Raw genomic sequence first — 25,239 nt, forward strand, 5'->3', positions numbered from 1 at the left:
CTCAGCTCCTTCCCGCCCGCTGCGGCTCCGGACGGCCCATGACGAGCGGTGCGGAGGGCGGCCCGGGGTCGCCCGCGACGGCGGCGTCCATGGTGGCGATGACGTCGTAGGCGCGGCGGCAGTTGTTGGTGTCGCGCAGGACGAAGAACTCCTCCGCGCGGCGCCGGTAGCGCGGCTCGACCTGGAAGCCGCGCTCGATGGAGGCGATGATCTCCTCGACCGCGCGGTCGACGGTGCCGCAGGCGGGGCCGAAGCCGTCCCGGGCCAGGTCGAAGTAGCCGCGCTTGTAGTGCTTGCTGTAGAAGCTCTCGTCGTCGAAGTTGGTGTAGACGATCGGCTTGCCCATGTAGGCGACGTCGAAGAACACCGAGGAATAGTCGGTGACGAGCATCGAGCACTCGCGCATCGCCAGCTGGACGTCGCGCCCGGTGGTGGAGACCGTGATCGACGGGTGGTCGATGCGGAAGTGCTTGAGGTAGGGCCGGATCTCGTAGTGCGGCATGAACTCCAGCTGCACGTCGTACCGTTGGCACGCCGCGAGCAGCCGCTCGTCGCGCAGCAGGGCCGAGAAGAAGCGGTAGTACTCGGAGGCGGCGAACGGGATCTCCGGCTTGGCCGCCTTGTTGTACGAGGGCGCCACGATGTCACGGCGCCAGGTGGGCATGATCAGCACGCGGCGCGGTCCGTTGACCGGCTCCAGGGCGTCGAAGCGCGGCAGCCCGGTGGCGGCGACGCGGTCGTAGCCGTAGCCGCAGTGCTCGGCGTAGTAGGCGCGCTCGCTGCGGCCCGTGGTGAGCACCATGTCGACGTTGGTGACCTGGGCATGGATGGAGGGCGCCACGTCGTTGTAGACCACGCCGTGCTGGAGGAAGACCCGCTTGTAGCGCAGCAGATCGCCGTAGCCGGTGAGGAAGGCGCGCTTGGACAGGCCCGGGAAGCCGAGGTACGCCTCCAGGTCGTAGGCGTTGATCAGCCTGCTGGCGTGCAGCAGATAGACCCGGTACTTCCAGGACAGGCGGTCGATCACGCGGCCGAGCGGGACCACCTTGGCGCGGTCGGCGGCGGTGCCGTTGATGGCGTAGTACACCTTGCGGCGGCGCTCGTTGGTCCGTATCCACTTGAAGAGGTGGTACGAGTTGTCCTGCGCGGTGTCCTCGCGCTCGCCGATGATCCAGATGTCCTTGCCGCGCAGCCACGGGTGGAAGAGCCAGTAGAGCATCCGGGTGCGCCAGCCGGGGCGGCCGGGCAGGGCCATGCGGAACGCCTTGAAGAAACGTTTCGTCTTATGGGTGAGCCGCTTGCCCGCACCCGCGACCCGGCGCAGCGTGATCTTTTCGTCGGCGTCGATGTCCAGGAGCACGGTGGCCCGGCCCGCGCGGTGCACGCCCTTGAAGCGGTGCAGCATCTGGCGCGGGTCCACCGGGGCGTCCAGGTGCCGCTCGCCGTCGTGCACGCGCAGGGTGAGGGTCAGGTCCCGGTTGTCCAGCGCGGCGAAGTCCTCGGGCCGCACCACGGCACGCCAGCCGCTGTACCAGTCCTGCTCCTTGCGGGTGCGCCAGCGGTCGCGCCGGTACACCTGGCCGACGGGGACGGCCCGTTCGATGTGCCCGTCGGACAGGACGAGTTCGAGCCGGTTGTCGAAGAGCTGGGAGATGTCGACGCCCGAGAGGACCATCAGGCCCTCGAAGACGATCTGCTCCGCGTCTACCTGGCAGGTCTCCAGGACGAACCGGTGCCGGTCCACCCGCAGCAGCGCGGTGTCCGCCCGGTCCGCCAGGAGCCTGCGGAACATGCCCTCGTCGTCCAGGTACAGATGCGGCCGGAACCCGGGCGCGGTGTACGGGTCGCAGAACAGGTCCAGGTTCGCCGTGCGCACCGCGTGGTGCTGGGTGCGCGCGAGCGCGGCCGTGGCGTACTGGAGCACCAGGTCGTCGGGGATGTCCGCGTAGACCTGGCACAACGCCGGGAAGACGGCCGCCAGTTCGTCACGGCTCATGATCCGGTGCAGATTGCGCAGATACGGCTGGAAGGTGCGCACCACGAACCGCTGCGCCAGGCGCAGGGTGCGCGGGTCCAGCTCCGCGGCCCGGCGCAGGACATGACGGCACAGCCGGATCAGCTCCTGCGCCTTGACCGGGTCGTTCCACGGCAGGTCGAAGAGCGAGTCGTGCTGTTCGCCGTCGCGCTCGTAGCAGGTGGCGCCCGGCGCGATGGTGACCCGGCGGGCGTGCAGCAGCGCGGGCACGGTCAGCCAGGCGTCCTCGAAGCCGGGGCCCTGCCCGCAGCGCAGCCGCTCCTCGCGGACCATGCTGGTGCGCAGCAGCTTGGCGCTCAGGCTGGTGGAGAACACCAGGTACGGGGCGTCGCGCAGCCGCTCCACCTTGGCCGGCTTCGGCCCGAAGTAGCGCGCCCACGCCTCGTCGCCGGTCCGGCTCGGCTCGGGGAAGTTGTCGCTGCGGCCCACCGCGACGTCCGCCTTGGCGGCGCGGGCGGCGTGCAGCAGCCGGTGCACGCTGTCCTTGCCGAGGACGTCACGGGCGCGGGCGAACATGACGTACGGCGCGGTGACATGGCGCAGTCCGTGGTCGAACGCGGCGCGCATCCCCATGGCGATCTGGGAGACGACGGTGACGTTCGGCCAGCGGGCCGCGAACTCCTCGATCTGGTGGGCGGTGGTGTCGGTCGAGCCGTCGTCGACCAGGACGACCTGGGTGCCCGCGAAGTCGCGCTGGGTGTCGAGCGAGCCGAGGAACTCGGGCAGGTTGTACTCGTCGTTGTGGCAGTGGACGACCACGGCCGCGCCGTAGCGCTCGCGGCGGGCGAACGGCTCGGGCAGCCGCTCCGTGGTCCACCAGGTCCAGGGCGTGCCGCGCCGGTCGGTGCCGGCCTGCTGCTCCCGGGTCTCCGGGCGCAGCGCGAGGTTGCCGCTGATGGTCTCGTACATCTCGTACGTGGTCCCGGCGCCGGTGTAGCGCGCGGCCTCGATGTCGACGCCGCGCACGCAGACCGCCGTGGTGGCGCGCTCGCCCGCGTGCCGCAGCTGCACGAGGAGGTTCCACACCGCCGGGCGGTCCAGGGCGCCGAGGGTGGCGTCCAGGGAGATGGTGGCGTGGTAGCGGATGTGCTCCTCGTCCACCTCGATGCCGGTGACCGGGAAGGTGTGGTCGGTCTTCGGGCCCCGGCAGCGCAGGACGGCGACGAGTTCGAGCTTGTCCTTGGGGCCGACCCGGCCGAACTGGTTGCGGATGAAGCCGGTCAGGTGGAGTTCGCCGCCGCTGATCTCCAGCCGGGTGGCCTGGTTGAACAGCCGGGCGTCCGAGAGCCGGCCGCCGGTCAGGTCCAGGTCGGTGACGTCGAGGAACCGTTCGGCGTCCGGGCGGCCGAGCAGCGAGCCGGACCAGAAGACCCGGCCGTCGCGCTCGACCAGGTCGGAGCTGAGCACCGGGCGCCGCTGGGTGAAGTCGGCGGCGGTCAGCGCCACGTCGGGGCGGCCCTGCATGAGCGCGAAGCCGCGCACCCGCTCCAGCGGTCCGGTGAGGTCCCAGCACTCCTCGGGGAGGGTGCGCAGATAGGGTCCGGTGGCGCGCAGGAAGCCCTCGCGGTAGGCGTCGTCGCCCGCGCGCAGGGCGGCCATGTAGAGCCCGAGGTCGTGCGAGAGGAACTTGGCGGCCTTGCGGGCGATCAGCTCGTCGGCGCCCTGGCGGGCGAGGAAGTCGTCGGTCCACTGGTGGACGAGGACCCGGTCGCGGATGCTGCGCAGTTCGCCGCGCCGGTTGGTCAGCGACGGGGTGTCCGACTCGCGCTCCCAGATCCACCGGTAGACCGGGGTGGTGAGCAGGCTGATCGTGCCCGCGAACCAGTAGGCGAGCGTGGAGAAGTAGGTGTCCTCGAAGTGGACGCCCTGCGGGAAGCGGATGCCGTGCTCGTGCAGGAACTCGGTGCGGTACAGCTTGGCCGCCGCGATCGGGTCCTCGAACAGCTCGGGCATGGCGGCCAGTCCGCCCGCCACCGTGCGGTCGGCGCCGTAGAGCTGCGGCTGCCAGACGGTGTTCTCGCCCTTGTCCAGGTTGACGCGGATCGCCCGCCCGGCGGTGATGTCGGCGCCGGTGGCCAGCGCGGAGGCGAGCAGCGTCTCGCAGGCGCGGTGCGGCAGTTCGTCGTCGGCGTCCAGGAACATCAGGTACTGGCCGGTGGCGATCTCGATGCCGTGGTTGCGCGGGGAGCCCACGCCGCCGCTGTTGCGGGTGCGGACCACGACCTGGACCCGGGGGTCCTTCTCGGCGTACCGGTGGGCGACCGCGAGGGTGCCGTCGGTGGACGCGTCGTCCAGGACCAGCACTTCGAGGTTGCGGTGGGTCTGGCCGAGCGCCGAGCGCAGGGCCCGGTCGAGCGTGGCGCTCGCGTTGTAGGCGGCGACCACGATGGTGACGGTGTACGCGGAGGCGTCGGCGTAGGTGAGCGTGTCCACGTCGGCGAGGGCGCCCCGGGCGGGGGGCGCGGGGACCGTGGTGGGTGCGGCGGGTGCGGTGGCTGCGTTCGGTTCGTTCATCGCGCGTATCCCCCGTCCGTCCAGGGCTGAGGCTGGGCGTGGGGCTGGGTCTGGTACTCGGGGTACTGCGGGGACGGGTGCGGGGGGTACGGCTGGGCGTACGGGTCGGAATCGGGCTCGGAGTAGGGCTCGAACCAGGAGTCGTGGGCCGCCGCGGGCTGCTGGTACGGCTCGTACGACGCGGGGTCCTGGTACGGCTCGTGGTGCTCGTACCGCTGGTACGGCTCGTACTGCTGGTGCTGCGGCTGGTGCTGCTGCCCGTAGGGGTCGTACTGCGGGTACTGCTCGTGGTGCGGGAAGCCGAGGCGTTCCTCGCGGGAGGGGAAGTGGTCCTCGGCGCCGTGCTGGGGCTGGCTGGGGACTCCGGCGGCGAGCGGGGTCTCGGGCGCGGTCCAGGAGGGGCCGGGCTCGGCGGGCTCGGTCCAGGCGGGCGCGGGGGCGGGGGCGGGGGCGGTAGCGTCCGGCACGGCCGCCATGTCGCGTACGACCCGGTTGAAGTCGCGGGTGGAGAGCCAGAACTTGTACATGATGAACAGCTCGAAGGCCAGCAGCAGGGCGGCCGAGGCGGCTGTGGTCCACAGGATGCGGCCGAGCAGCGGGCCCACGATGAACACGAACATCTGGAACTCGATGCCGCTGAACAGATGCGGGCGTATCCGGGTGCGCAGCATGGCCCGGCGGACCCGGGTGTACCAGGGGAACTGGTCCCGGAACTGCTCGTGCAGGTCGACGACCGGGGCCTCGGCCTTGGCGCGCAGGGTCTCCACGGGGGTGGCCGGGTTGTCGCGCAGCAGGTCCTCCATGAAGACCAGCCGTCCCTCGCCCTGGGCGTCGCGCTGGGCGCGCTCGGCCTCGGCCCGCTCCGCGGCGGTCCGTTCGAGCTTGGTGCGCATGGACTGGCGCATCTTGTAGATCTGGAGGGCGTCCAGGTAGCGCAGCATGTCCAGGAAGACGACGCCGAGCGCGGCCAGCAGGAAGCGCGGGTCGTCGGTGCGCAGATACTGACCGCCCATCAGCGCGAGGGCGCAGCACAGCACGCGGATGCGGTCGAAGACGTAGTCGAGCCAGCCGCCGAAGACCGAGCCGTTGCCCTTGAGGCGGGCGAGCTTCCCGTCGACGCAGTCGAGCACGAAGCTGAAGTGGTAGAGCAGCGCGCCGACGACGAGGGACGTGGTGTCGCCCCGGTAGAAGAAGCCCGCCGAGGCGAGTCCGACGAAGAGCGCGGCCCAGGTGACCCCGTTGGGGGTGATGAACCGGAAGCGGGCCACGACCATCAGCAGCCGGGTGGCAAGCGGGTCGACCAGGAACACGGTCCACCAGGCATCGCGCTTCTTACAGGTCAGTTTCTGTACCGCCCGCAGCGACAGCTTGGCCATAACCCCTCAGATACGCACCGGACGAGACAAGGTTCTCCCGTGGCACGAAGGGCGTCCGACGGGTTTCTCACGCACGTACCTGCGGATTCACAGAACCATCACATGAGATGGTGAACTTTAACAACGCTTCAACTAAGTGTCGACGCGTGATCACCCTCCATACACGGCGAGGATGATCACAGCCCTTCCGTACAACCTTTTGCCGACTTCGGTGCTCATGTCTGCGTAACCCGTCTCCGACCGGGCTCACTCGGGGCACTTCGCACTGATCATTCGCGGTCAACGGCGATAGCACAGTGGGCACATCATCCACCGGATGTTTACAGATGCCTCACTTTTCCTACAAGATCAGTCAATCTTCCGCGTCCCCACGCCCCTTTCCCCCCCGCCCCGCGGGGCCACGACCCACGAGGAACTCGAAGCAGGATGAGTCACGTCTCGACGCCCCAGCACAGCGCCCCCGGAACGCCCGCCGGGCCCGGCACCGAAGCGGCCCCCAAGCGCAAACGCCGTACCGGCCGGAAGATCCTCATCGCCCTGGCCGTCGTCCTGGTCGCCGCGGGCGGCACGGGCTACTGGCTGTACGACAGCCTCGACTCCAACATCAAGGGCGTCGACCTGGACCGGGCCATCGGCGACAACCGCCCGCAGAAGCTGCCGACCTCCGGGCAGAACCTGCTCGTGCTCGGCTCCGACTCGCGCGCCGGTGCCAACGCGGCCCTGCACACCGGCAAGGTCTCCGGCGCCCGTTCCGACACCGCGCTGGTGATCCACATACCCGAGGGCCGCAAGAAGGCCGTCGCGATCAGCATCCCGCGCGACACCCTGGTGACCCGGCCCGCGTGCACGACCCGCAGCGGCAAGGAGCTGCCCTCGGCGCACCGCGTCATGTTCAACTCGGTCTACTCGGTGGCCGGTCCGGCCTGTGTCGTCAAGACGGTCGAGCAGATGTCGGGCGTGCGCCTCGACCACTTCGTGGAGATCGACTTCGCGGGCTTCCAGGGCCTGGTCGACGCGATAGGCGGCGTGCCCGTCACCGTGGACCGCGACATCCACGACTCCTCCAGCGGCCTGGACCTCAAGTCCGGCACGACCCGGCTGACCGGCGAGCAGGCCCTGCAGTTCGTCCGCACCCGGCACGGCATCGGCGACGGCAGCGACCTCGGCCGCATCGGCCTCCAGCAGAAGTTCCTCATCTCGCTGCTCTCCGAGATCAAGCAGCAGGACCTGCTGGGCAGCCCCACCAAGGCGTACACCGTCGCGGACAAGCTCACCGAGTCGCTCACCACCGACTCCGGGCTCGACTCCCTCACCAAGCTCGCGGAGTTCAGCCGCAGCATGAACGGCGTCGACCCCGCCACCATGGAGACGATCATGCTCCCGGTGCGCTACGACACCCAGGACCCCAACCGGGTCGTGGCCGCCGACCCTCAGGCCAAGGAGCTGTGGAAGGCGCTGCGCACCGACTCGGCGATCCCCGAGTCGGCCAAGAAGTCCCCGGCCCGGGGCGGCGACACCCCCTGAGTCCGGCGGGGCTCCGCGACGGCAGTGCCCGCGCGGAGCCCGGGTCCGCTCAGATCTCGCGCCATGCCTCCAGCGCGAGACCCGGCTCGTCCTTGCGGCGGGTCAGCAGCAGTTGCCCGCTGGACGGGGACAGCGCGGCGGCGACCGTACGGCCGTGCTCGTCCGTCGCCAGCGACACCACGGCGTCCTCGGCCAGCCGGGGGCCCGACTCGGCCCACCAGGCCCCGGCCGACTCCAGCTCCGTGGGGTACGCGGCGAACGCCACCCGGGAGTTCACGGTGCGCTGGGCCAGCAGGGTGCAGTCGTGCCCGTCGAGCGTGCAGCGCACGGCGGCCACCGGGCCCGGTCCCGCGGCGGGCAGCAGCGCGGTGGGCTCGGACCCCGGGCGCCAGGCGTGCAGGGTGCCGGAGCCGTCCGCGTAGTAGAGGGTCGTGTACGCCGGGGACGTGGCGAGCGCGTACAGGGTGCCGGGGCGGACCGGGGTCTCCAGGGCCTCCTTGAGGACCGGTTCGGCGCCCGCCTTCTCCTGGCGCCAGTGCAGGATGCCGCCGGGCACCGCCGCGTACAGCTCGATCAGGCCGGACTCCCCCGTCACCGCCGTGAGGCCGTCCTGGACGTCGTGGCCCTTGAGGTCCGTCCAGGGCTCCCAGCCGCCCTTCTCCTTCTGGAGGGCCATGCTCACCCCGCCGCCGTCGTTGCGCACGAAGACATGGGCGCGGCCCTGGGCGTCCACGGCGACGGCCGGGGTGCCGGTGCGCGGGCCCTTGGTGTCCGGGTGGCCGATGGGGGTCCAGTCCAGCGGGGCGAGATGGCCGCGGAAGTGGGTCGAGTGCACCAGACCCGCCTCGCCCTTGACCGTGGGGCGCCAGGAGACGAGGTGGGCATAGCCGTCGGCGCCCTGGCCGAGGGCCAGCACGGGGTGCAGTCGCTGTTCGCCGCCCGCCTTGCGCGGTGCGGTCCAGCCGCCGCCGGGCCCGCGTTCCGCCCGGCACAGGACGGCGTCGCCCGAGAGCCGGTAGACACTGAGCCGGCCGTCGCGGCCGCATATGAGCCAGTCGCCGTTCACGGAATCACCATAAACGGCCCGGTCCGGGCGCTGTCCCGCGCCCCCTCGGCACGGGCGTGGGACGCTGGAGTCATGGACGACGTGCAAGGCAACGCTGACCAGGACGGCCCCCTCCTCGCGATCGTGGACTGCGCGAACGTCGTCGGTTCACGGCCCGACGGCTGGTGGCGCGATCGCAAGGGCGCCGCCGAGCGGCTGCGGGACCGGCTGGCCGCCGACGGACTGCCCGGGCGCACCGACGACGTGGAGATCGTGCTCGTCGTGGAGGGCGCGGCCCGCGGGGTCGAGTCCGTGCCCGGGGTCCGGGTGGAGTCGGCCCCCGGCAGCGGCGACGACTGGATCGTCGAGCTGGTCGCCGGTGCGGGCGACCGCGACCGTCTCGTGGTCACGGCCGACCGCGAACTGCGGCGCCGGGTGGGCGACTTGGGCGCGGACGTGTCCGGGCCCCGGACCGCCCTGGGCTGAGTCCCCGGCCCCGCCCCCGGCCCGCGCTCAGTGGGCGGCGCCGCCCGAGGGCGTCTCCTCGGTCTTCTCCCGGTCCCGTACCGCGAGGCGGCTGTGGGTGCGGCCGTAGACGAAGTAGACGACGAAGCCGATCGCCATCCAGATGGCGAAGCGGAGCCAGGTCTCGGCGGGCAGGTTGAGCATCAGCCACAGCGAGGCGCACACCGAGAGGATCGGCAGGAACGGCACCCACGGGGTGCGGAACGCGCGGGGCAGGTCGGGCCGGGTCTTGCGCAGGATGATCACGCTGAGCGCGACCACGACGAACGCGAAGAGCGTGCCGATGTTCACCAGCTCGGCCAGCTCGCTCAGGCTGGTGAAGCCCGCGATGATCGCGATGATCACGCCGAGCAGGATGGTCGGCCGGTGCGGGGTGCGGAAGCGCGGGTGGACGCGGGAGAAGAAGCGGGGCAGCAGCCCGTCCCGGCTCATCGCGAAGAACACCCGGGTCTGGCCGAGCAGCAGGATCATGCACACGGTCGTCAGACCGATCACCGCGCCGAAGCTGATCACACCCGCGAACCAGGGGTGTCCCAGTGATTTGAAGGCGTCCGCGAGCGGTGCCTCGATCGACAGCTTGCTGTACTTCACCATCCCGGTCACCACGATGGACACCGCGACGTAGAGCAGGGTGCAGATGATCAGCGAGCCGAGGATGCCGCGCGGCATGTCCCGCTGCGGATTGCGGGTCTCCTCGGCGGCGGTGGCGACGATGTCGAAGCCGATGAACGCGAAGAACACCACCGACGCGGCGGTGAAGATGCCCATCACCCCGAAGTTGGCCGGTGCCCAGCCGAACATCAGCTGGATGAGCGGCGCGCTGAGGTCACCGCCCGCCTGGGCGGGCTGGGCCGGAGGGATGAACGGGTCGTAGTTGGAGCCCGTGACGAAGAAGGCGCCGCCGACGATCACGATGAGCACCACGATCACCTTGATGGCGACGACCACGGAGGTGATCCGGGCCGAGAGCTTCATGCCGACGACGAGGACGACGGTCAGCAGCAGCACCAGCGCGGCGGCCAGGATGTCGAAGCCGAACCCGCTCGCGCCGTCCCGGCCCGAGAGGTACGGGGGCAGGGTCGCGCCCCAGCTGTCCAGCAGCGAGCGGATGTAGCCCGACCAGCCGACCGCCACCACCGCCGTGCCCAGCGCGAACTCCAGGACCAGGTCCCAGCCGATGATCCAGGCGGGCAGTTCGCCCAGCGAGGCGTACGAGAAGGTGTACGCCGACCCGGCCACCGGGACCGTGGAGGCGAACTCGGCGTAGCAGAGCGCGGCCAGGCCGCAGACGATGCCGGCCACCACGAAGGACAGCGCGACCGCGGGGCCCGCGTTGTTCTTCGCCACCTGGCCGGTGAGGACGAAGATGCCGGTGCCGATGATGACACCGACGCCGAAGACGGTCAGGTCGAGGGCGGAGAGGGACTTCTTGAGGGAATGCTCCGGTTCCTCCGTGTCCCGGATGGACTGCTCGACGTTCTTCGTCCGGAAGAGCGTACTCACACGTACCTACCTCCCACGCTCGTCGACCTCGACATGATCGAGAGGGCCGGGGATGCGTGTGCCCCGGCAATGGCAGGTTCACGCAGGCGGGCCGGTTCCGCCACCCGGAGAGGCGGCGGAACCGGCCCGAAGGGTCGTTCCGGGAGCGCGCCTTCACGCGCGCGCTCTTCTCGCGGCTAGTCGCGCGCGGACTCCACGGCGGCGGCGCTCTCCTCGAAGCGGCCGTCCAGCTTGGCGACCAGGCCGGTGACCTGACGTGCGATGTCCGGCGCGGTCAGCCCGATCTCGGCCATGACCTCGGCGCGCGAGGCGTGGTCGAGGAAGCGCGGCGGGATGCCGAAGTCGCGCAGCGGCACGTCCACTCCCGCGTCGCGCAGCGCCTGCGCGATCGCGGAGCCGACACCGCCGACGCGGCTGTTGTCCTCCACGGTGACGACGACCCGGTGCTCGTTCGCGAGCGGCGCCATGGCCTCGTCGACCGGCTTGACCCAGCGGGGGTCGACGACGGTGGTGGAGATGCCCTGCTTGTCGAGCAGGTCCGCGATCTCCAGGCACATCGGGGCGAGCGCGCCGACCGAGACCAGGAGCACATCGGGCCGGTCGGCGCCGGGCTCGCGCAGCACGTCCATGCCGCCGACCTTGCGCAGGGCTGGTACGGCGGGGCCGACGGCGCCCTTGGAGAAGCGGACCACGGTCGGGGCGTCCTCGACGGCGACGGCCTCGCGCAGCTGGGCGCGCACCTGGTCGGCGTCGCGCGGCGCGGCCAGCCGCAGCCCGGGGACGACCTGGAGGATCGACATGTCCCACATGCCGTTGTGGGAGGCGCCGTCGGTGCCGGTGACGCCCGCGCGGTCCAGGACGAAGGTGACGCCGCACTTGTGCAGCGCCACGTCCATGAGGACCTGGTCGAAGGCGCGGTTGAGGAAGGTGGCGTAGACGGCGAAGACGGGGTGCACCCCGCCGTGGGCGAGACCGGCCGCCGAGACGGCGCCGTGCTGCTCCGCGATGCCGACGTCGTAGACGCGGTCGGGGAAGCGCTTGGCGAACTTGTCCAGGCCGACGGGCTGGAGCATGGCCGCCGTGATGGCGACGACGTCCTCGCGCTCCTCGCCGAGCTTGACCATCTCCTCGCCGAACACAGAGGTCCAGTCGGCGCCCGAGGTGGCGATCGGCAGACCGGTGTCGGGGTGGATCTTGCCGACGGCGTGGAAGCGGTCGGCCTCGTCCTGGAGGGCGGGCTGGTAGCCGCGGCCCTTCTCGGTGAGGCAGTGCACGATGACCGGGCCGCCGAACCGCTTGGCGCGGGCCAGCGCGGACTCCAGGGCCTCGACGTCGTGGCCGTCGATCGGGCCGACGTACTTCAGGCCCAGGTCCTCGAACATGCCCTGCGGGGCGATGAAGTCCTTCAGGCCCTTCTTGGCGCCGTGCAGGGTGTCGTAGAGCGGGCGGCCGACGACCGGGGTGCGGTCGAGCAGGTCCTTGGTGCGGGCGAGGAAACGCTCGTAGCCCTCGGTGGTGCGCAGGGTGGCCAGATGGTTGGCGAGGCCGCCGATGGTGGGCGCGTAGGAGCGCTCGTTGTCGTTGACGACGATGACGAGCGGGCGGTCCTTGGCCTCGGCGATGTTGTTCAGCGCCTCCCAGGCCATGCCGCCGGTCAGCGCGCCGTCACCGATGACGGCGACGACGTGGCTGTCGCGCTGTTTCAGCTCGTTGGCCTTGGCGATGCCGTCGGCCCAGCCGAGCACGGTGGAGGCGTGGCTGTTCTCGATGACGTCGTGCTCGGACTCGCTCTGCGCGGGGTAGCCGGACAGGCCGCCCTTCATCTTCAGCCGGGAGAAGTCCTGGCGGCCCGTGAGCAGCTTGTGCACGTAGGACTGGTGGCCGGTGTCCCAGAGCACCTTGTCCTTGGGCGAGTGGAACACCCGGTGCAGGGCGATGGTCAGCTCGACCACACCGAGGTTGGGGCCGAGGTGGCCGCCGGTCTTGGAGACGGCTTCGACGAGGAAGGTCCGGATCTCCTGCGCCAGCTGGTTCAGCTCCTCCAGGCTGAGCCGGTCCAGATCGCGCGGTCCCGTGATGCGGGTCAGCAGCGGCACCCGTGCCTCCTTGCAGATAAGAGCTGATCGAGCTGTTGCCGGGCTTGATGAGTCTAATGTTCCGTCCCGGGCCCCGGTGTCCGGGCGTGCCCCCGGTTGTTTCGCCGGGAATCGGGGAGGCGGAATCGGGGGGCCGGAGACGCCGAAGAGGCCCGGCGCTCCGTTGCGCCGGGCCTCTGAGCCTGCCTGCGGCTATGCGCGGCCGGCCGACTTCTGGGTCTTGCGGGTCACCGCGTCGATGACGACGGTCGCCAGCAGGACGCCACCGGTGATCATGTACTGCACCGGCGAGGGGATGCCCTGGAGGGCCAGGCCGTACTGGATCGAGGTGATGACCAGCACACCGAGGAGCGCGTTCCAGGTGCGGCCGCGGCCGCCGAAGAGGGACGTGCCACCGATGACGGCCGCCGCGATGGCGTTCATCAGCAGGTCACCGCCGCCCGCGCCCTGGTTGGCGGACGCGATCTTGGAGGCGATGAACAGACCGCCCAGCGCCGCGAAGGTGCCGGAGATGGCGAACACCGAGATGCGGACCAGGTCCACGTTGATACCGGCACGGCGGGACGCCTCGACGCTGCCGCCGAGCGCGAACACCTTGCGGCCGTAGGCCGTGCGGCGCAGCACGAAGTCGGTGACGAAGAGGACCGCGACGAAGATCACGACAGCCAGGGGCAGGCCCTTGTACTGGTTGAACACGATCGCGACGGCGAAGGCGAGGACACCGAGCAGCACCGTGCGCAGAATCGTCTCGCTCAGCGGCTTCGACGGCACACCGGCCGCCTCGCGGCGCTTGTTGGCGAAGAACGAGTTGAGGAAGAAGAGCACGGTCACGACGGCGGCCAGACCGTAGGCGGCGGCCACGTCGGAGAAGTAGTAGCTCGTCAGGTTGGCCACGAGGCCGTCGCCGTTGAGGTTGATCGTGCCGTTGTCGCCCAGGATCTTGAGCATCAGGCCGTTCCAGAACAGCAGACCCGCCAGGGTGACCGCGAAGGCGGGCACACCGATCTTGGCGAAGAAGAAGCCCTGGATGGCACCGGCGACGGTGCCCGTGAGGATCGCCAGCACGAAGGCCAGCACCTCGTTCATGCCGTGCGTGATGTTCAGCACCGCGAAGGTCGCGCCCGCGACACCGGAGAGGGAGCCGACCGACAGGTCGATCTCGCCGAGCAGCAGGACGAACACGATGCCGACGGCGATCATGCCCGTGCCGACCATGGCGACGGAGATGTCGGAGAGGTTGCCCGCGGTGAGGAAGTTGGAGTTCAGGCTCTGGAAGATGATCCAGATGATGATCAGACCGACGACGACGGGCATCGAGCCCAGGTCGCCCGCCTTCATCTTGCGCTTGAACTCGCCGACGTAGCCCGCGAGTCCCTGCTCGCGCACCAGCAGCCGGGGGTCGATCGCGACACCGGCGCCCGGAGCGGCGTCCGGGTTCGCCACGGCCGCGCCCCCCGAGGGCGTGGAGGTCTTGTCGATGCTCACTTCGTGCTCTCCCCATTGGTGCGCGCCGCACGACGGGTGACGGCATTGTCCGTGGCGCCGGTGATGGCGGAGATGATCTCTTCCTGGGAGGTCGACTTGACCTCGAAGACGCCGTTGTTGCGGCCCAGACGCAGGACGGCCACCTTGTCGGCGACCGCCTTGACGTCGGCCATGTTGTGGCTGATGAGGATCACGGCGTGGCCGCGCTCGCGCAGCCGCTCGACGAGGTCGAGGACCTGGGCGGTCTGCTCGACGCCGAGCGCGGCGGTGGGCTCGTCGAGGATCACCAGCTTGGGCTCGCCGAGCATGGAGCGGGCGATGGCCACGACCTGCCGCTGACCGCCGGAGAGCGAGGCGATCGGGATGCGGACGCTGGGGATGCGGATCGAGAGCTGGTCCAGCAGCTCGCGCGAGCGCCGCTCCATCTCCACCTCGTCCAGCACTCCGGCCCGGCGGACCTCCCGGCCGAGGTAGAGGTTGCCGACGACGTCGATGTTGTCGCACAGCGCGAGGTCCTGGTACACCGTCGCGATGCCCAGGTTCTGGGCGTCGTGGGGGCGGTTGACCTGGACGGTCTTCCCTTCCCACTCGATGACGCCCTCGTCGATGGGGTGCACACCGGCGATCGTCTTCACCAGCGTGGACTTTCCGGCACCGTTGTCGCCCACCAGGGCGACCACCTCACCGGCGTGGACCTCCAGCGTGACATCGGTGAGCGCCTGGACGGCACCGAATCGCTTGGAGACTCCGCGCAACGCCAGCACGGGCGTAGCGGACACGTGAACCAACTCCTTCGCCGCCTGACCCGGCGGGAGGTTGTGCAGAAGTTTGGGGGAATTCCTTCCGGCACCCCGCGACGAGCTTGCGGGGCTGTGTGATGCGCGGGGCACCGGAGGAGCCTGGTGCGGCCTGCGGCCCGGCCGGGGGCGGGACTCACGGTGGAGTCCGGCCCCCGGTCGGGGCGGCGGCGCTTACTTCAGGCCGGCCTTGGCGCAGGCGGCCTTGTACTGGGCCGTGCAGATGTCGGCCACGGTGTAGACGCCGTCCTTGATGACGGTGTCCTTGATGTTGTCCTTCGTCAGCGAGGTGACGGCGACGAGGACCGAGGGGACGCCCTTCGTGGTGGGGCTGTCGACCTTGTCCTTGGCGAGGGAGTCGAGCGACTTGCCCTGGGCCAGGTTCACGGCCATCTCGGCGGCGGCGGCGGCCTCCGGGGCGTACGGCTTGTAGACGCTCATGTACTGCGTACCGGCGACGATGCGCTGGACACCCGCCAGCTCCGCGTCCTGGCCGGTGACCGGGACGTCCGAGATGCCGGCGGCCTTGAGGGCGGTGATGATACCGCCGGCCATGCCGTCGTTGGCGGAGTAGACGCCGACGATGTTCTTCTTGCCCAGAGCGGAGATCGCGCCCTCCATGTTGGAGTTGGCGTTCTCCGGCTTCCACTCCTTGGTGTCGTACTCCTTGCCGATCTTGACCTTGCCGTCGAGCACCTCGTGGGCACCCGCCTTGAACTGCGCGGCGTTCGGGTCGGTGGAGGAGCCGTTCATCATGACGATCTTGCCGGACTTGGCCTTGGAGCCCAGCGCCTTGAGCAGCGCCTCGCCCTGGGTCTTGCCGACGGTCACGTTGTCGAAGGACGTGTAGGCGTCGATCGGGCCCTGCGCCAGGCGGTCGTAGGCCACCACGGGGATGCCCGCGTCGTGGGCCTTCTGGACCGAGTTCTTGATGGCCGCGGCGTCCACCGCGTCGACGACCAGGACGTCCACCTTGTTGGTGATCATGGTCTCGACCTGCTGGCTCTGCAGCGTCGCGTCCTGCTTGGCGTTGGCGTAGACGACCTTGCCCTTGCCGTTCGTCAGCTCCGAGACCTTCTTCTCGATCAGCGGACGGTCGAACTTCTCGTAACGCGCGGTCTGGTTCTCCGGAAGGAGCAGACCGACCTTGATCGCGTCGCCCTTCTTGGTGTCCGTGGACTTCGAGGCGCCGCCGCCGGATTCCTTGGCACTGCCACAGGCGGCGAGCGAGACGGCCATGGCACCAGCAGCAACGGCGAAGGCCGCACGACGCATACGCGTGTTCACTTCAGAAACCTCCCTGACGAGGCCGCGTCGTTGCGGCCGAGGTGGCTGGAAGTCAACTCGGCCACGCGTTCGGCGTCAAGAAGTAAATTCTTAACGAGATGGCAACGGTGCCAATCGTTGTTTAAGTGAACGCAGGCGCGACGACAGGCAGGGCGGCTGTCGCGGAACCGTCCAGAAGGGTCGAATCGCCCATCTCGCTCAGGGCGAGGGCGAGGGCGCCGAGCACTTCCGCTCGACCGCCAAGTGCCCCTGGAAGAATAGACAGTTGACGGCTCGCACTGGGAATCGCATAGCGTCCCACGGCCTCCCGGATGGGCCCGAGGACCAGTTCGCCCGCCTCCGCCAGATCGCCGCCCAGGACGACCCGGCTGGGGTTCAGCAGGTTGCACAGATTGGCCACCCCGCTGCCCACGTGCCGCCCCACGTCGGCGATGACACGGCGGCAGCCGGGGTCTCCGTCCCGCGCGAGGCGTACGACGCCCTCCATGGTCAGCGCGCTGCCGTGGCTCGGCTGGAGCAGCGGCAGGACGTACCGCGCGGCGGTGAAGGTCTCCAGGCAGCCGCGGTTGCCGCAGCGGCACACCGGGCCCGACTCGTCGATGGTGATGTGCCCGATCTCACCGGCCGTCCCGCCGGGCCCCCGGTAGATCTTGCCGTCGATCACCAGCCCGGCCCCGACGCCGCTGGCCACCTTGATGTAGGCCAGGTCGCGCACGCCCTTGCCGCTGCCCCAGACCAGCTCGCCGAGGGCACCCAGATTGGCGTCGTTGTCCACGTGGACCGGGACGCCGAGGCGTTCGCGCAGCTCGTCGGCGGGTTTGGTGCCGCCCCAGCCCGGCAGGATCGAGGTGGAGCCGAGCGTGCCCGACTCCACGTCGATCGGGCCCGGTACGCCGAGGCCCACCCCGGCAATCTTGGACCGGTCCACCCCGGTCGCCGCGATCAGCCGCTCGACCAGTTCCTCGGCCCGGTCGAAGCCCTGTGCGGAGGAGGCGTCCACGTCCAGCGGCTCGGACTCCTCGGCCAGCACCTGGTGTGCGAGGTTGCCGATCGCGACGCGCAGGTGGGTGTGCCCGAAGTCGATGCCGATCACGATCCCCGCGTCCCCGCTCAGCGACACGCTGCGGGCCCGCCGGCCACCGGCCGACGTGGGCGTGACCTCCACGGTCCCGTGGTCCTTCAGCTCGCGCACGATGTTGGAGACCGTCGCGGCGGACAGACCGGTCGTGCGGGCGATCTCGGCCTGCGTGAGCGACCCGGCAAGGCGCACCGCCCGTACGACTCTTTCCAGGTTGGCTCGGTGCAGCGACGACTGCGACCCCGGAGTCTCCATCGACCCATTCACTCCCGCCATCGGCCGGGCGGCCCCATCGCCGCCCGTGGCCCAGGTCACATCTGCGGAACCGGGCCACTTACAAGTTATGAACTCCAAGCTGTGCCGTAGGGGTTCCCGCAGTCAAGTCCTTGACGGAAATCGCCGTCAGAAGCTACGACATCGGGTGAGTGATCGACTCCGTACCGTGCGTGATCCTACTTGAGCGCCCCCGCCGTCAGTCCGGAGACGACCTGCCGCTGGAAGACGATGTACGCGGCGAGGACCGGCAGCATCGCCATGACCAGCCCGGCGAACAGTCCGGACCAGTCGCCCTTGTAGCCCTGGCTCACCGCGAGCTGCACGAGCCCCTGGGTGAGCACCTTCTTGTCCGGGTCGGTGTTCAGGACCGTCGGGAGCATGTACTGGTTCCACTGACCGAGGAAGTTGAAGATCGCGACGCTGATCAGTCCGGGCTTGGCCATGGGCAGCATGATCTGGAAGAAGGTCCGGCTGTGCGAGGCGCCGTCGACGAAGGCCGCCTCCGCCACCGAGGTCGGCAGCGTGCGGAAGAACGCCGTCAGGAAGAACACCGTGAACGGCAGCGAGTAGGCGATGTAGACCAGGATCAGCCCGTGGATCGTGTTCAGCAGGCCCATGTTGTTCACGACGTAGAACAGCGGGACCAGCGCGAGCATCACCGGGAAGCTCATGCCGCCGACGAACAGGTAGTAGACGAACCGGTTCCCTGGGAAGTCGAAGCGGGCCAGGACATAGGCCGCCATCGAGCCGAGGACCATCGTGCCGATGAGTGAACCCCCCACCACCAGAATCGTGTTGAGGAAGTACTCGCTCATGTTGGCCTCGGTCCAGGCCCGCGACCAGTTGTCGAAGTGCAGCGTGTCCGGCAGCGACCAGGGCGAGGTGAGGATCGCGTTGTCGTCCTTGAACGAGGTCATCACCGCCCACACCAGCGGCAGCACCACCATGATCGCCCAGATCACCAGTACGCCGTGGGAGAAGACGTTGAGGACGGCGCCCTCGGTCTCCTTGCGGCGGCCGGTCCCCGTCTCGCGCGCGGCCGGCTTGACGGTCTCCGGGCCGCGTTCGGCCGGCAGCGGGGCGGGAGGCTCGGTCGTCTTCATGGGTTTCAGTACTCCAGCCGCTCGCGGCGGCCCAGCCGCATCACGATCGCGGCGAACGCGAGGGTGACGACGAGGAGGGCGACGCCGATGGTGGTGGCGTAGGCGGCCTGACCGTCCCGGAACGCCTTCTGGTACACGTACAGGACCAGCACGGTGGTCGAGTAGTCGGGTCCGCCCGGGCCGGTCGTCATGATCTGGACGACCGCGAACGACTCGGCGCCGAGCGCGAGAATGCCCATGTAGACCCAGCCGGACTGCACGGTGTCCCACAGCAGCGGCAGGGTGACGCGGAAGAACGTGGCGAAGCGGCTCGCGCCGTCCAGGAGCGCCGCCTCGTACAACTCGACCGGGATCGAGGCCATCCCCGCGGAGAAGAGCACCACGAAGAAGCCGGTCGTGGACCACACGAGCACCGCCATCACGCACCACAGCGCGAGGGACGGATCACCCAGCCACAGCGGCTGGAGACTGCCCAGCCCGATGTCCCGCAGGAATGAATTGATCATCCCCGTGTCGGGGTTGTAGGCGAAGGTGAACAGCAGGGCCACGATGGCGATCGACAGCACCTGCGGAAAGAAATAGACGATCTTGTAGAACCCCGATCCCCGGACCCCGGAGATCGCCGGTCCGCCTCGGCGGCGCCGCCCGCCCACATTGATCATGAAGGCGAAGAACAGCGCCATGCCGAGCGTCACCAGCGGCAGCACCAGCGCGAACAGCAGACTGTGCCAGAGCGACTTCCAGAAGATGTCGTCGTGCAGCATCCGCTGATAGTTGTCGAAACCCACCGTCTTGAATTCCGGGCTCAGTCCGGTCCAGTCCGTGAACGTGTAGTAGATGGACTGGATGAACGGCCAGACGACGAAGAGCGCGTAGAGCCCGAGCGGAAGCGCCAGAAACCCCACGATGAACCGGTACTTGCCGTGCTGCATTGCTGCCGACCCCGATCTTTCGGTCAGATGCCGCCGCTGATGACGAAAGCCGCGCTACTGGTGCTTGTAATGCTTGATCGACGAGTCCTTGGCGGCCTGGTCGGCATAGCCCTGAATACGCTTGATCGCCTCGGCGGGGGTGATCCGGCCGGCCATCATCTCGCCCAGGCCGCCGACGCCGATCTTCTCCTTCTCCAACTGCACGTACCAGTCGGGGATGCGCGGGTTCACCAGGTTCGTCCCGGCCTTCTCCAGGACCGCGACGGCCGACTTCAGACCGGGGGTCAGGGTGATGCCGTCGGTGCCGCCGTTGAACGCGGTCAGCGACTTCACCTTGGCGGTGAAGTTCTTCGAGGACGCCTCGGAGAGCATGATGCGCAGCTGCTCCATGCCGCCCTCGGGGTTGGCCGCCTTCGCCGGGACGATGAACGGCTCACCGCCGGAGGCCCAGGTGGTGCCGAAGGGCATCTTGTCCGAGCTGTCGAGACCGGAGGGCGCCGCGACCGCGAGGTCGAAGTCCGCGGGGATGACGTTCGCCGACTCGTTCTCCACCCAGGAGCCGTTGGGGATGAACAGCGCCTCGCCCTTGGCCCACGCGGTCTGCGACTGGATGTGGTCGAGACCGGGGGTGCCCTTGAGGACGTAGCCCTTCTTGTACAGCTCGTAGTACGCCTCGAAACACGCCTTGACCGCCGGGTGCTTCCAGGCGTTCGGCTCCAGGTTGTCGATGGCGTTCAGGACCTCGACGCCGCCGACCTTGCCGATCATCGGGTAGAGCGAGAAGGGGATGTAGTACGGGTACTTGCCCGCGTAGGTCCAGCCCGCGATGCCCTTCTTCTTGGCCTTGGCGCAGACCTTGAGCATCTCGTCCCAGGTCTCCGGGTACTTCTCGTCGAGCGAGTCCAGCGCCTTCTGCGAGTACCAGACGCCGTACACCGTGTAGGCGTAGTACATGATCCAGACCGGGTCGCCGTCGAACTGGCCCATCTCCACGATGCCGGGGCGCAGGGTGTCGCGGACCTTCTTGGCCGGGTCGTCGTACGACGGTGCGTCAAGGAGCGGGGTGAGGTCGGCGAGCTGCTTCTTGCCGACCAGGCCGCCCATGTCCATCTGCTCGGCGCCGGAGTTGTCGATGAGGTCCGGCGGGGTGCCGCCGTTGAAGCGGGGCTGGAGCGTGGACTGGATCTTCTGGGTGGCCGAGAACTTCACCTTGGCGCCGGGGAAGTCCTTCTCGTAGATCTTCACCGCGTCCTCGGCGTACTCCTTGCCGAAACCGCCGTCGAAGAGGACGAATTCCATCCCCGCGCTCTTGTTGACACCGAGCGGGTTCTTCTTGGTCTTCTCGCCCGCCTTCGCCTTGCCCTGCGCGTCGCCCCCACTGCTCGCGCAGGCCGACAGCAGGCCCATTCCGGGGGCCGCGACCAAGCCGATCGCCGCCGAACGCTTGATCAGATCGCGTCGGCCGACGCCCTCTCCACCGCGGTGCGGAAGTGATCCCATGCTCAAGTCCTCGCCACTCAGGCGGTGAACCGGATCTCCCCCGGCCGCCGCGTCGGGTAGTGCTGGTTCGTGCAGGAAACGCCGATAGGTATAGTCCACTTCCCGCCAACGGGGCAAGATCGAGCACAACGCGACCTCGGGACTTTTCCGAGTTGAGACCTGCCGGAAATATCGGTGCGGCGGGTCCGGGCTCCTACGGCGAATGCGCGCGATAGCCCCCTGAATGCCACACCCAACACCCTTGACATCGTGGGCCACTTGACCACCTACTGGTTCTTGCGCAGCAAGTTGACAACGTTGTCCGCAGTGAGCGCAGGAGGGGAATCCGTAGATGCAGCGGAGAACTCGGCACAGAGGGACTCCGGCGGTCGTCCTCACGGCCGCCTTTGTCATGGCCGTGGGCGCGCAAGGGGCCGCGATCGCCCTGCCCGCCCAACCCAGGGCCACCGAATCGGAGTTCGCCTCCTCGTTCGAGGCGGGTGATCCGGCGCCCGACTGGCTCAGCACCGTGGACACCGGGCCGGACGGCGGCAAACGCTCCTCGGGCGTGGACGGCGGCTTCAGCAGCGGCATCCCGGGCAATGTCACCGACCACGTCACCGACCTGCGCGCCAACGGCGAGAACACGGGCGCGGGCGAGGTCAAGGAGAACCTGACCGACGTCGACCCGACCACCAAGTGGCTGACTTTCCAGCCCACCGGCTGGGTCGAGTTCGACCTCGACAAGCCGGTCAAGCTCGTCACCTACGCGCTCACCTCGGCCAACGACCACGACGAGCGCGACCCCAAGGACTGGAAGCTGCTCGGCTCGACGGACGGCAAGGACTGGAAGCAGGTCGACTCCCGCACGGGCGAGTCCTTCTCCGCGCGCTTCCAGACCAAGTCGTACGACCTGGCGGCCCCGGCGGAGTACCAGCACTTCCGCCTGGAGGTGACGAAGAACAACGGCGCCACCGACGCCCTCCAGCTCGCCGACGTGCAGTTCTCCACCGGCGGGAGCGACGGACCGGTCCCGCACGACATGCTCTCCCTGGTCGACCGCGGCCCCAGCGGCTCGCCCACGGCCAAGGCGGGCGCGGGCTTCACCGGCACGCACGCGCTGCGCTACGCCGGACGGCACACCGCCGACGGCCGCGCCTACTCGTACAACAAGGTCTTCGACGTCAATGTGAAGGTGGGCCGCGACACCCAGCTGTCGTACCGCGTCTTCCCGTCGATGGCCGACGGCGACCGGGACTACGACGCCACCAACGTCTCCGTGGACCTGGCCTTCACCGACGGCACCTATCTGAGCGACCTGGGCGCGAGCGACCAGCACGGCTTCCCGCTGACCCCGCGCGGCCAGGGCGACGCCAAGGTGCTCTACGTCAACCAGTGGAACAACGTGGCCTCGCGCATCGGTTCGGTGGCGGCGGGCAAGACCGTCGACCGGGTCCTGCTGGCCTACGACTCCCCCAAGGGCCCGGCGAAGTTCCGGGGCTGGCTCGACGACGTGGCGCTGAAGCGGGTGGCGCCCGAGCGGCCCAAGGCGCACCTCTCCGACTACGCGCTGACCACGCGCGGAACCAACTCCAGCGGCAGCTTCTCGCGCGGCAACAACTTCCCCGCGACCGCGCTCCCGCACGGGTTCAACTTCTGGACCCCGGTGACCAACGCGTCCTCGCTCAGCTGGCTGTACGAGTACGCGCGGGCCAACAACGACGACAACCTGCCCACCATCCAGGCGTTCAGCGCGAGCCACGAGCCGAGCCCGTGGATGGGCGACCGGCAGACCTTCCAGCTGATGCCGTCAGCCGCGAAGGGCACCCCGGACACCGGGCGTGACGCGCGCGAACTGGCCTTCCGGCACGAGAACGAGACCGCGCGGCCGTACTACTACGGCGTGACGTTCGAGAACGGTCTCAAGGCCGAGATGACCCCGACCGACCACGCGGCCTCGCTCCGCTTCACCTACCCGGGCGACGACGCGAGCGTGCTCTTCGACAACGTCACCGAGCAGGCCGGGCTCACCCTGGACAAGGAGCACGGGATCGTCACCGGCTACTCGGACGTCAAGTCCGGCCTGTCGACGGGCGCCACGCGGCTGTTCGTGTACGGCGTCTTCGACAAGCCCGTGACGGACGGGTCCTCCAGCGGGGTCAAGGGCTATCTCCGGTTCAACACCGGGTCCGACCACACCGTGACCCTGCGCCTGGCGACCTCGCTGATCAGCGTGGACCAGGCGAAGGACAACCTGCGCCAGGAGATCCCGGACGGCACCTCCTTCGACGCCGTGAAGGCGCGTGCCCAGCACACCTGGGACAAGCTCTTCGGCAAGGTCGAGGTGGAGGGCGCGACCCCGGACCAGCTGACCACGCTGTACTCCAGCATGTACCGGCTGTACCTCTACCCCAACTCCGGTTTCGAGAAGGTGGGTTCGAAGTACCAGTACGCCTCGCCGTTCTCCCCGATGCCGAACCCGGACTCCCCGACGCACACCGGCGCCAAGATCGTGGACGGCAAGGTGTACGTCAACAACGGCTTCTGGGACACCTATCGGACGACCTGGCCCGCCTACTCGCTGCTGACGCCCGGTCAGGCCGGTGAGATGGTCGACGGGTTCGTGCAGCAGTACAAGGACGGCGGCTGGACCTCCCGCTGGTCCTCCCCCGGCTACGCCGACCTGATGACCGGCACCTCCTCGGACGTGGCCTTCGCCGACGCCTATGTGAAGGGCGTGAACTTCGACGCGAAGGCGGCGTACGACGCGGCCGTGAAGAACGCGACCGTGGTGCCGCCGAGTTCGGGCGTAGGCCGCAAGGGCATGGCCACGTCGCCCTTCCTCGGCTACACCAGCACCGACACCGGCGAGGGCTTCTCCTGGGCCATGGAGGGCTACGTCAACGACTACGGCATCGCCAAGATGGGCGAGGCCCTGTACAAGAAGACCGGCCAGAAGCGGTACCACGAGGAGTCCCAGTACTTCCTCAACCGGGCCCGCGACTATGTGAACCTCTTCGACGACAAGGCCGGTTTCTTCCAGGGCCGCACCGCCAAGGGCGCCTGGCGCGTGGACTCCGCGAAGTACGACCCGCGCGTGTGGGGCTACGACTACACGGAGACCAACGGCTGGGGCTACGCCTTCACCGCCCCGCAGGACAGCCGGGGCCTGGCCAACCTCTACGGCGGTCGCAAGGCCCTCGGCGACAAGCTGGACACGTACTTCGCCACCCCGGAGACGGCCTCCCCGGAGTTCGTCGGCTCCTACGGCGGTGTCATCCACGAGATGACCGAGGCGCGGGACGTCCGCATGGGCATGTACGGCCACTCCAACCAGGTCGCGCACCACGTCATCTACATGTACGACGCGGCGGGCGAGCCCTGGAAGGCGCAGGCGAACGTGCGCCAGGCGCTGTCCCGGCTGTACACGGGCAGCGAAATCGGGCAGGGCTACCACGGCGACGAGGACAACGGCGAGCAGTCGGCCTGGTACCTCTTCTCCTCGCTCGGCTTCTACCCGCTGGTCATGGGCAGCGGTGAATACTCCATCGGCTCCCCGCTGTTCAAGAAGGTCACCGTCCACCTGGAGAACGGGCGGGACCTGGTGGTCAAGGCTCCGCGCAACAGCGACCGCAACGTCTACGTGCAGGGTGTGCGCTTCAACGGCCGCTCGTGGAACTCCACTTCGCTCCCCCACTCGCTGCTCTCCAAGGGCGGGGTGCTGGAGTTCTCGATGGGCTCCAAGCCCTCGTCGTGGGGCACCGGCAAGGACGCGGCCCCGGTCTCCATCACCCAGGACGACAAGGTGCCGAGCCCGCGCGCGGACGTGCTGAAGGGTGACGGCGCGCTGTTCGACAACACCTCGGCGACGAGCGCGACGGTCACCTCGGTGGACCTGCCGGTGAGCGCGGCCGTCAAGGGCGCCCAGTACACGCTGACTTCACCGGCGGACCACACCAAGGCGCCGACCGGCTGGACCCTCCAGGGGTCCACGGACGGCACCACCTGGACGACGCTGGACAAGCGGTCGGGCGAGTCCTTCGCCTGGGACCGGCAGACGCGGGCGTTCAGTGTCGCGAAGCCGGGGTCGTACGCGAAGTACCGGCTGGTGCTGGACGGCGAATCCACGCTGGCGGAGGTGGAGTTGCTGGGCTGACGCACCGGGCATGACGAAGGGGCGGGTC

15 protein-coding genes are annotated in these 25,239 nt (G+C 69.2%); 3 read left to right on the plus strand and 12 right to left on the minus strand.

Translation table 11 applies throughout. From position 1 onward, the window contains the following. Position 1: 1 nt before the first annotated feature. Both B079_RS0117835 and B079_RS32250 read right to left on the minus strand, forming a co-directional pair. Positions 2-4,549 (minus strand): glycosyltransferase, encoded by a 4,548-nt coding sequence (locus B079_RS0117835; protein ID WP_026248816.1) that lies wholly within the window; start codon positions 4,547-4,549, stop codon positions 2-4. After that, positions 4,546-5,925, minus strand: coding sequence for a CDP-alcohol phosphatidyltransferase family protein (locus B079_RS32250; protein ID WP_018547205.1), 1,380 nt, complete (start codon positions 5,923-5,925; stop codon positions 4,546-4,548). Before B079_RS32250 ends, B079_RS0117835 begins: the two co-directional genes overlap by 4 nt. A gap of 426 nt (positions 5,926-6,351) precedes the next feature. On the opposite strand from B079_RS32250, the gene B079_RS0117845 reads away from it, so the two are divergent. Next, positions 6,352-7,449: an LCP family protein gene (locus B079_RS0117845; RefSeq protein WP_018547206.1), complete on the plus strand. Its 1,098-nt coding sequence runs from the start codon at positions 6,352-6,354 to the stop codon at positions 7,447-7,449. A gap of 49 nt (positions 7,450-7,498) precedes the next feature. On the opposite strand, the gene B079_RS0117850 is transcribed toward B079_RS0117845, so the two are convergent. After that, positions 7,499-8,515, minus strand: a complete 1,017-nt coding sequence (locus B079_RS0117850; RefSeq protein WP_018547207.1) for a hypothetical protein — start codon at positions 8,513-8,515, stop codon at positions 7,499-7,501. Between the two features lie 72 nt (positions 8,516-8,587). On the opposite strand from B079_RS0117850, the gene B079_RS0117855 reads away from it, so the two are divergent. Then, on the plus strand, positions 8,588-8,980 hold the full coding sequence (locus B079_RS0117855) for a hypothetical protein (RefSeq protein ID WP_018547208.1): 393 nt from the start codon (positions 8,588-8,590) through the stop codon (positions 8,978-8,980). A gap of 27 nt (positions 8,981-9,007) precedes the next feature. Here B079_RS0117855 and B079_RS0117860 read toward each other — a convergent pair whose 3' ends face one another. The 9 genes from B079_RS0117860 to ngcE all read right to left on the minus strand — a co-directional run bounded on the left by B079_RS0117860 (position 9,008) and on the right by ngcE (position 21,076). Further along, a complete protein-coding gene (locus tag B079_RS0117860) occupies positions 9,008-10,522 on the minus strand; it encodes an amino acid permease (protein WP_018547209.1) in 1,515 nt (504 codons plus the stop codon). Between the two features lie 176 nt (positions 10,523-10,698). Then, complete coding sequence (gene dxs, locus B079_RS0117865) at positions 10,699-12,618, minus strand: 1-deoxy-D-xylulose-5-phosphate synthase (protein ID WP_018547210.1); 1,920 nt, start codon at positions 12,616-12,618, stop codon at positions 10,699-10,701. Positions 12,619-12,810: 192 nt separating this feature from the next. Then, positions 12,811-14,103 (minus strand): sugar ABC transporter permease, encoded by a 1,293-nt coding sequence (locus tag B079_RS0117870; RefSeq protein ID WP_018547211.1) that lies wholly within the window; start codon positions 14,101-14,103, stop codon positions 12,811-12,813. Further along, the gene (locus B079_RS0117875; protein WP_078495984.1) at positions 14,100-14,891 is read right to left on the minus strand and encodes an ATP-binding cassette domain-containing protein; all 792 of its coding nucleotides are present in this window, start codon (positions 14,889-14,891) and stop codon (positions 14,100-14,102) included. The genes B079_RS0117870 and B079_RS0117875 overlap by 4 nt, the downstream gene beginning before the upstream one ends. 183 nt (positions 14,892-15,074) lie before the next feature. After that, positions 15,075-16,175: a substrate-binding domain-containing protein gene (locus B079_RS0117880; protein ID WP_026248818.1), complete on the minus strand. Its 1,101-nt coding sequence runs from the start codon at positions 16,173-16,175 to the stop codon at positions 15,075-15,077. 133 nt (positions 16,176-16,308) lie between these two features. Beyond that, complete coding sequence (locus tag B079_RS0117885; protein WP_026248819.1) at positions 16,309-17,520, minus strand: ROK family transcriptional regulator; 1,212 nt, start codon at positions 17,518-17,520, stop codon at positions 16,309-16,311. A gap of 197 nt (positions 17,521-17,717) precedes the next feature. Then, positions 17,718-18,644 (minus strand): carbohydrate ABC transporter permease, encoded by a 927-nt coding sequence (locus B079_RS0117890; RefSeq protein ID WP_018547215.1) that lies wholly within the window; start codon positions 18,642-18,644, stop codon positions 17,718-17,720. Positions 18,645-18,649: 5 nt separating this feature from the next. Further along, positions 18,650-19,576: a carbohydrate ABC transporter permease gene (locus B079_RS0117895; RefSeq protein ID WP_018547216.1), complete on the minus strand. Its 927-nt coding sequence runs from the start codon at positions 19,574-19,576 to the stop codon at positions 18,650-18,652. Positions 19,577-19,630: 54 nt separating this feature from the next. Beyond that, a complete protein-coding gene (gene ngcE / locus B079_RS0117900) occupies positions 19,631-21,076 on the minus strand; it encodes an N-acetylglucosamine/diacetylchitobiose ABC transporter substrate-binding protein (protein WP_018547217.1) in 1,446 nt (481 codons plus the stop codon). 331 nt (positions 21,077-21,407) lie between these two features. Between ngcE and B079_RS0117905 the strand changes: the two genes are divergently transcribed. Beyond that, on the plus strand, positions 21,408-25,211 hold the full coding sequence (locus tag B079_RS0117905) for a GH92 family glycosyl hydrolase (RefSeq protein WP_199779930.1): 3,804 nt from the start codon (positions 21,408-21,410) through the stop codon (positions 25,209-25,211). The last annotated feature ends 28 nt before the right edge of the window (positions 25,212-25,239 follow it).

It is taken from the genome of Streptomyces sp. LaPpAH-108, from assembly GCF_000373625.1.
Classification (GTDB): domain Bacteria; phylum Actinomycetota; class Actinomycetes; order Streptomycetales; family Streptomycetaceae; genus Streptomyces.

What these genes read in the sequence shown, in the direction of transcription:
- B079_RS0117835 (WP_026248816.1), bottom strand. Translation starts at nt 4,549, where the DNA reads ATGAACGAACCGAACGCAGCCACCGCACCCGCCGCACCCACCACGGTC.
- B079_RS32250 (WP_018547205.1), bottom strand. Translation starts at nt 5,925, where the DNA reads ATGGCCAAGCTGTCGCTGCGGGCGGTACAGAAACTGACCTGTAAGAAG.
- B079_RS0117845 (WP_018547206.1), top strand. Translation starts at nt 6,352, where the DNA reads ATGAGTCACGTCTCGACGCCCCAGCACAGCGCCCCCGGAACGCCCGCC.
- B079_RS0117855 (WP_018547208.1), top strand. Translation starts at nt 8,588, where the DNA reads ATGGACGACGTGCAAGGCAACGCTGACCAGGACGGCCCCCTCCTCGCG.
- B079_RS0117880 (WP_026248818.1), bottom strand. Translation starts at nt 16,175, where the DNA reads ATGCGTCGTGCGGCCTTCGCCGTTGCTGCTGGTGCCATGGCCGTCTCG.
- B079_RS0117885 (WP_026248819.1), bottom strand. Translation starts at nt 17,520, where the DNA reads ATGGAGACTCCGGGGTCGCAGTCGTCGCTGCACCGAGCCAACCTGGAA.
- B079_RS0117890 (WP_018547215.1), bottom strand. Translation starts at nt 18,644, where the DNA reads ATGAAGACGACCGAGCCTCCCGCCCCGCTGCCGGCCGAACGCGGCCCG.
- B079_RS0117895 (WP_018547216.1), bottom strand. Translation starts at nt 19,576, where the DNA reads ATGCAGCACGGCAAGTACCGGTTCATCGTGGGGTTTCTGGCGCTTCCG.
- ngcE (WP_018547217.1), bottom strand. Translation starts at nt 21,076, where the DNA reads ATGGGATCACTTCCGCACCGCGGTGGAGAGGGCGTCGGCCGACGCGAT.
- B079_RS0117905 (WP_199779930.1), top strand. Translation starts at nt 21,408, where the DNA reads ATGCAGCGGAGAACTCGGCACAGAGGGACTCCGGCGGTCGTCCTCACG.